The organism is Parafrankia sp. BMG5.11 (assembly GCF_004337455.1).
In genome coordinates, this window is sequence record NZ_SJXI01000182.1 from 1 (window position 1) to 10,733 (window position 10,733).

Annotated in this window: 6 protein-coding genes and 1 pseudogene; 2 read left to right on the forward strand and 5 right to left on the reverse strand. The window is 69.0% G+C overall.

The features are described from left to right. Positions 1–237: 237 nt before the first annotated feature. The 4 genes from E0504_RS49410 to E0504_RS49425 form a co-directional block, all read right to left on the reverse strand. The gene (locus E0504_RS49410; RefSeq protein ID WP_112108771.1) at positions 238–2,334 is read right to left on the reverse strand and encodes a hydantoinase B/oxoprolinase family protein; all 2,097 of its coding nucleotides are present in this window, start codon (positions 2,332–2,334) and stop codon (positions 238–240) included. Continuing rightward, a complete protein-coding gene (locus tag E0504_RS49415; RefSeq protein ID WP_131628066.1) occupies positions 2,331–4,391 on the reverse strand; it encodes a hydantoinase/oxoprolinase family protein in 2,061 nt (686 codons plus the stop codon). The genes E0504_RS49410 and E0504_RS49415 overlap by 4 nt, the downstream gene beginning before the upstream one ends. 309 nt (positions 4,392–4,700) lie before the next feature. Further along, a complete protein-coding gene (locus tag E0504_RS49420; RefSeq protein ID WP_112108769.1) occupies positions 4,701–5,990 on the reverse strand; it encodes an amidohydrolase family protein in 1,290 nt (429 codons plus the stop codon). A 119-nt stretch (positions 5,991–6,109) separates the two neighbouring features. Then, positions 6,110–7,759 (reverse strand): amidohydrolase family protein, encoded by a 1,650-nt coding sequence (locus E0504_RS49425; protein ID WP_131628068.1) that lies wholly within the window; start codon positions 7,757–7,759, stop codon positions 6,110–6,112. A gap of 329 nt (positions 7,760–8,088) precedes the next feature. On the opposite strand from E0504_RS49425, the gene E0504_RS49430 reads away from it, so the two are divergent. Continuing rightward, positions 8,089–9,732, forward strand: coding sequence for a GMC family oxidoreductase (locus E0504_RS49430; RefSeq protein ID WP_131628070.1), 1,644 nt, complete (start codon positions 8,089–8,091; stop codon positions 9,730–9,732). Between the two features lie 164 nt (positions 9,733–9,896). Here the strand turns inward: E0504_RS49430 and E0504_RS49435 are convergent, their stop codons facing one another. Continuing rightward, complete coding sequence (locus E0504_RS49435; RefSeq protein WP_165938888.1) at positions 9,897–10,307, reverse strand: MarR family winged helix-turn-helix transcriptional regulator; 411 nt, start codon at positions 10,305–10,307, stop codon at positions 9,897–9,899. 187 nt (positions 10,308–10,494) lie between these two features. On the opposite strand from E0504_RS49435, the pseudogene E0504_RS49440 reads away from it, so the two are divergent. Beyond that, a pseudogene (locus tag E0504_RS49440) lies at positions 10,495–10,733 on the forward strand (transposase); the annotation flags it as partial.

The following is a 10,733-nucleotide window of genomic DNA, read 5'->3' on the forward strand; positions in this document are numbered from 1 at the left end:
AATCTGGATTCTGGAGCCCCACAGGCAGCGACCCGGTGAAGGTCTCCGACGGCTCCACCCGCACCTTCCTTGAGGACGGCGACACCGTGACCATCCGTGCCACAGCGGCGGGCGCCGACCGTGTCCGCATCGGGTTCGGCGAGGTCACCGGCACCATCGCCCCGGCAGTGTGAGGCATCGCGCATGCGGTGGCCGCGCTGGACGATGCCAGGGAACTGGCCGATCGTCTGCGTCGACCTATGCCCAGCGGGTGGGCAAGGTCGCGAACGACCGGCCTGACCCCGCTGGCACGACCTCGGTGTGCAGGGAGTGGCCAGTGGCCGGGTCCAGGTATGAGCGCAGGACGATCGGCACAGCCCCAGAACCTCCGTAAGGCTCCTCCAGCACTGGGCACCCGTCGGTCCAATGCACTGGAGCGACCGCAAGGACAGCTCCGCTCCGGACCGATACAGCACAGTTCCCGCGCTGGACGATGCCGGGGAACAGCGGCCACTCCTCGCCATCAGGTCGAGTGGCCGGCGGTGGGGAGCTGGCGGGGCTGGCCTGCTCGAGCCGCTGCCGCAGTAGGAACGCTCGGTGCGCTTCGGTGGCGAGGCCATCGGCCTTCCCGTCGGAAGTGAGCACGACGCCGAAGAGCTCGCGTACGTCCGCTGCGCTGGTCCGACCTGCAGAGTGGTCGGCGGCCACGGCAGTGGCCTCGCGGTCGAGCGGGTCGCCGTACCCGCCACCACTGGCCGCCGACAGCTCAAAGCGGTCCCCTTCACGCAGGTCGACGCCGGCGTCATGCATCCCAAGCTGCTCGACGGAGCCGTCGGCCCGCAGGACGCGGAACGACATGAGCGCCCCAGGCCGGCCGCCGGCCATCCCGGCGCACGGGAACCAGCCCCGGGTGCCGGTCATGTTGCCTTCCCACAGCGGGACGCCGTGCGGCTCCAGCACGGTGCGACAGCCGGCACCGGAGCGGTACCGGCCTTCGCCGGCGGGGCGGAGACCGACTCCCCGCGACCGGTACAGCACGCTGTAGACCGACTCGGTCACCTCTACGTCGGCCATGTGCAGGCCGCCGCGCCGGCCGGCGAGGTCGCGGGTCATGTCCATCCCGTCCCGGTCGATCCCGGCGGGGCTGCCACCGGCCACGCCGTCGAGCAGCGTGAGCAGTGTGCGGTTGCCGGTCTCGTTGACGAACGACCACCGGGTGGTGCCCTGAGCGTCATAGGGAGGAGCGGTGCGCGGCGTCACGGCGCCCGGCGACGCAGCCACAGCGAGCTGGATGCACTGCAAGGCAGCCGAGTTGACGGCGATGGTGCAGTCCATGTGGGCGGCACCGATGGGTGCAGGTGACCGGGAGTCCAGGATCGTGCCCGGCGTGGTGAGAAGCTCGATGGCCTCGTACACGGACTGGGTCAGCGGAAGATCCGGAGCGATCACCCCGAGCAGACCCGGGACAAGGGTTGCCTTCACGATGTAGGGCTTCGAGTTGACGAAGTGCGGGATCTGCGGAGGCGCTCCGGTCAGGTCGAATGTGAGCTCGCCGGCAGCGACGTGCAACGTGCATGGGAAGTGATGAAGCTCCTGACCGACCTCGGCGAAGGCCGTCGTCCGGTACGATCCCGGCTCGAGCACCGCCAGGCGGCGGCGGAACTCGGCGCCAGTGATCGTGTCGAGCTGCCCTGACCATGCTCGGAACGATCCGAGGCCGACCTCGACGGCGAGGTCGCGCACCTTCTCCCCGGCGACGTGCGAGCCGATGACGAGACTGCGCAGGTCCATCTCGATGACGTCGAAGGACCGGAGGTTGGTGCGCAACACCTCCCACATGTCCTCGCACTCCACTCCGGCGCGGAACAGCCGGACCGACGGGAAGCGCAGGGCCTCCTGGTAGCACTCGGTGGCCTGTGTGGCCGACGAGCCGGGCACCATACCGCCCATGTCGAGCATGTGGGCCGAGATGGCCACCCAGGCGATGAGCTCGCCGTCGAGGAACACGGGCCGCTGGACCACCACGTCCTGGGGGTGGAACCCGCCGTCCGTGTGCGGGTCATTGGCGATGAACACGTCGCCCTCGACGATCGAGCCACGGTGCCGGGCCAGTGAGCCTTCCACCGCGTGCATCGCCACGCCGAACTGGCCCGGGACGGCGGCCGCTCCGCCCAGGAACCTGCCATCCCCGTGCAGCAGGGTGACGGCGTAATCCTTGGTTTCGGTGACGATGGGGCTGATGGCCGTGTTCTCGATGGCCGCTCCCGCCTCCACGCTGATGGCTTCGAGCCGGGTGCGGAAGATCTCGACCATGATCGGGTCGAGGTCGGTGGGAGCATCTGCGGTGATGGTCATGGCACCTCGATCTCCAGCGTCCCGTCGAGAAGCGACTCGACCGTCGCACCCTCAGGGATCCACACGGTCGTGTCGTGACGGTCGATAAGCAGCGGCCCCGACGTGCGGCCGGGCGGCAGCGGGGCGAGCGAGTCGTCATAGGACGTCACCAGCGACGGCGACCCGGTGCGCTCCACCCGGACGGACCGCTCGGCCACACCGACGGCACCCGATGTCCCCGCGGTCACGCGCGACGGCAGGAGGCCCTCGCCGAGCACACGGCTCGAGCCGACGGCCCGCAGGGCAACCAGCTCCACCACCGCGCTGCGGACTATGGAACCCTGGCCGTAGCGGTGCGCGTACTCCTCCTCGAAGCGGGCCGCGAACGAGACCTCGTCGCCTTCGTCGCAGGTGACGGTCAGGTCCGAGCGCTGGCCGGCGTATCGGATGTCCGCTTCCAGCACCACGTCCCAGCTCCCGGCCGGTACGCCATCCGCGAGCAGGTCCTGCTCGACCCGGTCCCGCAGCTCATCGCCGACTTTCGCCAGAAGGCCCTCTGGGAGAGGGAACTCCACCAGCACGGGTACCTGCCGCTCGCGTCGCACCTCAGAAGCCGCCGCGCCCAGCGCGGAGAGCACTGACGCCTGACGGGGGACCAGCACCCGTCGAGCACCGATCGACGCCGCGATCTCGACGGTGAACAGCGAGGCGCAGCCGCCGTAGCTCACGAGCGAGAACGTGGACGGGTCGAGGCCCCGCGCAGCGAGCCGGCCGCGGGCCGCCTTGGACATCTCGGCCAGCGCCAACCCCCGGATGCCCCAGGCCACCTCGTGGCCGTCGATGCCGAGGAGCTCGCCCAGGCGGGTGCAGGCGGCGAGCGCGGCATCGGCGTCGAGGCGCATGCGGCCCCCGAGGAACCGCTCCGGGTCGATGTAGCCGAGGACCACCAACGCGTCCGTGACCGTGGCTTCCGTGCCGCCGCGCCTGTAGCAAGCCGGCCCCGGCTGCGACCCCGCCGACCTCGGCCCAAGGCGCAGGAGCCCCCGGCGGTCGGCCCACGCGATCGAACCACCACCGGCCCCGATGGACTCGACATCGATCCGGGGCAGCGCCATGAAGACACCCATGAGGAAGCCCCGCCGCACCCGGTACGGCACACCGCCAGAGATGTCCGAGATGTCGAACGACGTGCCCCCCATGTCACAAGCCAGGACGTTCTCGAGGTCGCGCTGGTTGGCGAGGATGGCGGCCGCGGCCACCCCGGCCGCCGGGCCCGACTCCGCCAGCCAGACGGGACGGGCCCGGGCCTCGTCGATGGAGATGGCCCCGCCGTTGGAGTGCACGAGCAGCACCGGCACTTGGAGGCCAAGGGCGCGGATCCGCTCCCCCAGGCTGGCCACGCCGTCGAAGGCCCGGCCCACGTATGCGTTGAGCACGGCGAGGTTGGTGCGCTCGTACTCGCGGATCGTGGGCGACAACTCGGCGCCGCTCGTGATCGGGACCGCGGGCAGTTCCTGGCGGACGGCCTCGACCACCGCCGCCTCGTGTGCCGGCTTCACCACCGACCACAGCAGCGAGACGGCCAGCGCCTCGGCGCCCTGCTCCTCCACCAGGTGATGGGCGGCGGCCACCGCCGCGTTGACGTCGAGCGGCTGGAGCACCGTCCCAGCCCGGTCGACCCGCTCCTCGAGCCCCACGATCCGCTCACGCTCCACGAGTGGCGTCGGCGGGACCAGCCAACCGTCGGGCCCGACGTCGCGGCTCCGAGGAAGGGCGAACATGTCCTCGAAGCCCTTGGTGGTCAACAGGCCGACCCGGAGGCCCACCCTCGACGCGATCACGTTGGTGATCGCCGTGGTGCCGAGGCCGAAGTGCGACACCGACGCCAGCAACGGCTCCAGCGGCTCACCGCACTCCTCGGCGAGCAGGCGACAGGCCTCGATGATCCCCTCTGCGATGTCGTCATGCCGCGATGGTGTCTTCACCGACCAGGATCGCGCCCCCTCCACGAGCACCCCGTCGGTGAAGGTCCCGCCCACGTCGATCCCGATCCTGCGCAGCGGTCGCCCTTGATTCATCCATCCCACCTCGCTTGTCGCTCCTCGGCCCGGACGAGACGGCGTGATCAGGCCGCAGGTCGATTGACCGGGCGCCCCCCTGCACCAGGAGGACCCTGACCGACGAGAACAACAGGAGGAGTAGCAGAACCATTGCTACTCCTCCTGTTCGCCGTCGAAACCTTCCCCATGACTCAGAGGGCTACCACGACACGCCCCGAGCAACTGCACAGCAGGCCGGCGTACGACCCACCTCCACGATGCCGAGAAGCAACGCCGCGCTCACGGCCGACCGGCGTCGAGCCCTCGTCCCGAGGCGAAGAGCGGAGCTCAGGCCCCCTTGTCGGCCTCCCTGAGCTCCTGGTACTGCCCGATGGTTTGCGCGACGTGCTCGCGCAAACCATAGGACTGGACCGAGATGTCATGCCCCTCGGCCTCCTTGCGGAGCGCCCCGACCGTGCAGTTCTCCCGGGGCCGGACCGAGTACGGGTCGAAGGAGAACACCCGCATGGCGTTCTCATGGGTGATCTTGTCGATCACCTCGTCACTCAACCTCCGCACCGAGTCGGCCACCGCCTCTGGTGACTCCGGCCACGTGGTGTCGGAGTGCGGGTAGTCGCACTCCCAGGTGACCATGTCCGCGTTCATGTGGTGGAGGTTTTCGATGCCGAAGTCATCCACGATGAAGCAGGTCACAACGTGCTCGAGGAAGATCTCGCTTGGCAGCCGGCCACCCAGCTCCGGGCGCGTCCACGCCCGGTGCCGCTTGTACACGTAGTCGACTTTCTCCAAGAAGTACGGGATCCAGCCGATGCCGCCCTCGGACAGGGCGATCTTCAGGTTGCGGAACTTCTGGAAGATCGGCGACCACACCAGATCCGCGGCCGTCGGGAAGGTCTTGTTCGCGTTGCAGCTGATCTCGACGCTCATCGGGGCATCGGGCGAAGTCACGATGCCGACGGTGCCCGAGCCGATGTGCACGCACACAACCGTCTCGGTGTCCTCACATGCCGCCCAGAATGGGTCCCAGTGATCGCTGTGCAACGACGGCAAGCCAAGGGCGTACGGGTTCAGCGAGAAGCTCACCGCATGCGAGCCCATGGCCGCCGTGCGCCGGACCTCCTCCGCCATCAGCTGTGGGTCCCAGATCGGCGGGATCGCGCACGGGATGAACCGGTCGGGGTACTCGCCGCACCAACCCTCGACGTGCCAGTCGTTGTACGCCTTCACCACCGCCAGCGTCAGCTCAGGATCCTGGTTCACGCGGCTGGCGAAGAACTGCCCGCAGAACCGGGCCATCGACGGGAAGTTCAGCGACGCCAACACACCGTTGGCGTTCATGTCCTTCACCCGCTCATGCACGTCATAACAACCGCGCCGCATTTCCTCCAACCGCTGCGGCTCGAGGCCGTACTCCTCCGGCGGGCGGCCAGCCACCGCGTTCAGTCCCGAGCTGCGGGCCTCACCCTCACCGAACACCCACTTGTCCCCGCCACCGTCGTCCGGCACGAGCCGCGGCGCCCGGTCGGCGTACTTGGCCGGCAGGCGGCCCTCGAACATGTCCGGCGGCTCGATGACGTGGTCATCCACGCTCACCAAGATCAGTTCGTCCTTCTTCACCTTGCCTCCCCTCGGCGCCAACGTGCTTGCCCGACGCCGCCAATGGAGTACGAGCAGGTATCAGATTCCGAAAAATAGCAGAACTATTGCTATAGTCCAAGACTCGCACGGCTCGCTCCTCAGCGACGTCCGGAGCGCAGGATCTGTCCCGGGCCGGCCGCGAGCTCGCCCACGAGCGACTTCCCATCGCGTGTGATGGCCGTTCCGTTCACCAAGATGTGCTCGATTCCGCCAGGCGCATCAGCGAGGATGCGCTCTCCGTTGGCCGGGAAGTCGCGAACCCGTCTGACCGGGCCGGGCGCGATGGTCGCCGGGTCGAACACGACGACATCCGCGTGGAAGCCCGGCCGGAGGTAGCCGCGCCCTGGGATGGCCAGCAGGTCAGCGACCTCTCCGGAAAGCTTGCGGACGGCGTGCTCCAAGGAGAGGGCCTGCCGGTCACGCACCCAGCCGCCGAGGAGATCGGTCGGCATGACCGCGTCACAGAGCTGGTCGGGGTGCGCTCCCGCGTCGGACAGCCCGAGGACCGCCCCTTCGAGGTGGAGGAGCCGCCGGACCTCGCCCTCGTCCCTGTTGGAGAGCTCCAGCTGGAACCTGGTCCGCAGCTGCTCCTCGAGCGAGATGTCCAGCACGAAGTCGAGCGGGTCGACCGCGAGCCGACCGGCGGCCTCGAGAACAGTGGCACCAACCAGCTCGGGACGGCTGACCGACTCCACCAGCGACCACCGGTCCCAGGTGGCGTACGCCTTGATGGCGATCTCGGCCCGGACGCGCTCGCGCCAGACCGGGTCGGCGTAGGCCGCCATCCGCTCCTCGAACGTCGAGCGGTCGAGCTCGACCATCGCGGGACACCGGAGCGCGAACCCGTTGCTCAGGTTCGCCTGGGACACCATCTTCCGGCACGAGACTTGGGGGTGGACGTCAGCGCCGACCTTCAGCCCCGCCTCGTGGATCGCCACCCGCTCGCGGTGCTGCCCTCCGTCGCTGGCCAGAAGAGCGGTCCAGGTGAAGGGGCGGCCGATCTCGGGCTGGAGCTCGTAGAGCGACGCGAGGTCGAGCTCACCCCCCGGCACGAACGCGGCCAGGCCGTGGCCGGCCTCGGCTAGGCATCGAAGGAGCGCGACCACCTCGTCGCGACCGGCGTGACAGCTGGGAGTGTTGCGCCCCCCGGGCGACGTCGTCGTGGCGATACCGATCGCTCCTGCGTCCAGCGCCGACCGAGCCAGCGCCACCATCTGCTCGACCTGCTCGGGTGTTGACCCGCTCGCGTAGGCGTCCTGACCCATGACCGCGATGCGCAGCGCGGAATGGCCGACGTAGCCCGCCCAGTTCAGGTACGGACGCGCTCGGTCGACGCAGTCGAGGTACTCGCCGAAGGTCTCGAAGCCCCAGGTGATTCCGGCGCGCAGGGTCTCCGATGACATGTCCTCGAGGTCGTGCAGCAAGCTGACCAGCAGCTCGTGGCGCTCAGGGAGCGTGGGCGCCACCGAGTACCCGCAGTTCCCGCCGACAACCGTCGTGACCCCGTGCCAGCACGAGGACGACAGCGCCGGGTCCCAGAACACCTGGGCGTCGTAGTGGGTGTGGAAGTCGATGAAACCGGGGCTGACCACGAGGCCCGAGGCGTCGATCGTCTCATCGACATCGGCCGCGCGCACAACGTCGGCCCCCACCCCGGCGATGACCCCGTCCTCGATGAGCACGTCCGCCGGAACCGCAGGCCGTCCCGAACCGTCAACGACCGAACCACCACGGATCGCCAGCATCATCACCCCTCCTTACGCGCACACAGGGCTACACCGCCCCACACTAGGCACCGTCCCTCGTGATAGCAAGACTATTGTGATCCGATCCGACGGCATGTCATGGCGGCGACCCCGGAGCCCGGAGCCCGGCGGGCGGGCCCGTAGCGGCTATCGCTCCTGCGCCCGCCTGTCGCTCCTCAGAAGCGGGTGCGGATCGTCCGGCCGGGGTCTCGCCTACGCCAAGCGGCACCCACCCATCAGCAGGTTGACCGACCTGTCCGACCAGCACACACAATTACATCAACAGTTTTGCTACTATCGAGCTCCGCCGGCAGAGGGTGGAGGGGACGATCGTGAGCTGGGACTACGTCGTTGTCGGTGGCGGTTCCGCCGGCTGTGTGCTGGCCAATCGCCTCAGCGCGGACCGCCGCACCCGGGTGCTGCTGCTCGAGGCGGGGGGCTCGGACCGCCATCCGTTCATCCACGTCCCAGGGCTGGTGCAGAAGGCCTGCCGGATCTCGGGGATCGTCTGGGACTACCGCGCCGCGCCCGATGAGTCCCGCAACGGCGCCGGCGGGCTCTGGATGGCCGGTCGGGTCATCGGCGGGGGCAGCTCGATCAACGGTGTCATGTGGGTACGCGGCCATGCCGGCGACTTCGACGGTTGGGCCGCACAGGGTTGCGACGGTTGGGACTGGCAGGGCGTCGAGCCCTACTTCCGACGAGCCGAGCGCTACATCGGCGGCACCCCAGCTCGCGGCGTGAAGGGCCCGATCCAGGTCCGCAAGGTCCGGGCCCCGCACGTCATCACCGACGCCTTCGTCGCCGCCGCCGACGCATCCGGCCACCCCTACACCGACGATTACAACGGCGAGCGCCAGGAAGGCGTCGGCGTCGGCCAGGCCAACGTGCGCCGTGGCTTCCGCCACTCCGCGTCCCGAGCTCACCTCCGCGGGGCGTGGCGGCGCCGGAACCTGAAGGTCGTTACCGGCGCCTTCGTCGAGCGGGTCCTGCTCGAAGGTGACCGGGCCGTCGGCGTCGAGTACCGCTGGAAGGGCCGCCTGCTCACCGCCCGCGCTAGCAAGGAGGTGGTACTGAGCGCCGGGGCAATCGCCTCGCCGAAGCTCCTCATGCTCTCAGGCGTGGGGCCGGCCGACCACCTCCGCGGCCACGGTATCAACGTCGTTGCGGACGTCCCCGGCGTCGGTCGCAACCTCCAGGAGCACCCTGTTGTGTCGATGCTGTGGAACATCGACGTCCCCACGTTCGGCATGGACTTCACACTGAGGGGCATCGTCAAGCACGGGTTTTCGTTCCTCCGCGGCCGGGGACCGGCCGCCGCCGGCATCTTCCACGCCATCATGTTCAGCAAGTTGAACGCCGACAGCTCCCGCACCGAGGTCGAGGCCGGCTTCACCCCGATCGCCCTGGTCGGCGCCAACGCCGGTGACATCAAGGCCGAGACCCTCTCGGGTTCGGGCACCCACGACGTGCGCCAGATGCAGGTGCTCGACCGAGCCACCGTCACCGTCTACCTCAGCCTGCTCCACCCCCGCTCCCGAGGCTCCGTCCAGCTGCGCTCCGCCAACCCGGCGGACCCGCCACTCATCCAGCACGAGATGTTCGCCGAGGAGGGCGACCTCTGGGATCTCGTCGCCGGCTGCCGCCAGGTCCGCCAGGTCTTCGACACCTCGCCCATGAGCGACCACGTCACGAGCGAGGCTCTTCCAGGCGCGGACGTGACAAGTGACGACGAATGGGAGGCGTTCCTGCGCTCCCAGAACTGCCACGGGGCGATGCACCCAGCCGGGACCTGCCGCATGGGCACTGGTCCCGAGGCAGTCGTCGATCCCCGGCTGCGCGCCGTGGGCGTGCAGGGCCTGCGGGTCGTCGACGCCTCGGTGATGCCCGAGCTCACGAGCGGGAACACCAACGCGCCGACGATCATGATCGCGGAGAAGGCTGCAGCCATGATCCTCGAAGACGCGGACCAATGAGGTCGCGCATCGAGGCTGACCGGACCGTTGCATGGGTTCCCAACCTGCGCCTTGGTCAAAGCCGGCCGACGCCTCGCATCCAAGGTCTGAGCTTCCGTGGTCAGAACGCCGTCCACGTCACCTTCGACCCCTCATAGCGGGCAGGGCGTTCGGGCAGAAGCCTTCTAGGCTGAAGGCTCGGCCATCTGCTCGATGCAACGCCGCAAGAGATCGATGAGCATGTGCCGTTCGACGACCCGGAGCGGCGCGACAAAGTCCTCCGCCAGAGCCGCTGTCCTCGCGTCACACGCCCGGAACACCCGTTCCCCCTTCTCCGTGAGGGCAGCGCCGACGATGCGCTGACTGTCGCTCCGTGACTGCCGAGCCACAAGACCCTTGCTTTCCAGCGTCGCGAGCGCGACCTGGGCTGCCTGCGGGCTGATGAAGTTCTGCCGTGCCACCTCAGCACGCGAGATCCCCGGGTTCGCGGCAATCTGATAGAGGATGCCGTACTGCGCAGCTGTGATCCCGTGATCGCGGACGAGCTGCTCGATCGGCTGCCGTGTCTGGCGGAACGCCTTGCCGACCAGATCCATCACCTCTGCTGCATCGGTCGGTCGAGACACACTGCTTGTCATGGCGGCGGAAGCTACTCCTCAGACGTATAAAGCCAGTACACGCCTGCCGCACCGCAGCCCGGGGAGGCAACGTCATCGTACATCGCGATGAACCTGGCCTTTGGGGTACGCACCGGCACTCAGTCGGGCGTCGGCGTGGCGGCTGATGGGCATCGACGGGCTGGAGTCCGACGTGCCGGCCTCGAAGGAGAACATCGCCGCGTTCGGCCTGCCGGCCGGGCGGGTCGACGCACCGGGGGCCTATCCGAAGGTCCGCGCGGTCACCGTCTGCGAGGGCGGCTCGCATGCGACGGTGCTCGCCGCGCTCGGCCCGGTCGGCGGCGCGAAGGCCGCCAGAGAGCAGGCGCTGGCCCGGACCCTGCGGGGCTCCAGAATCCAGATTTG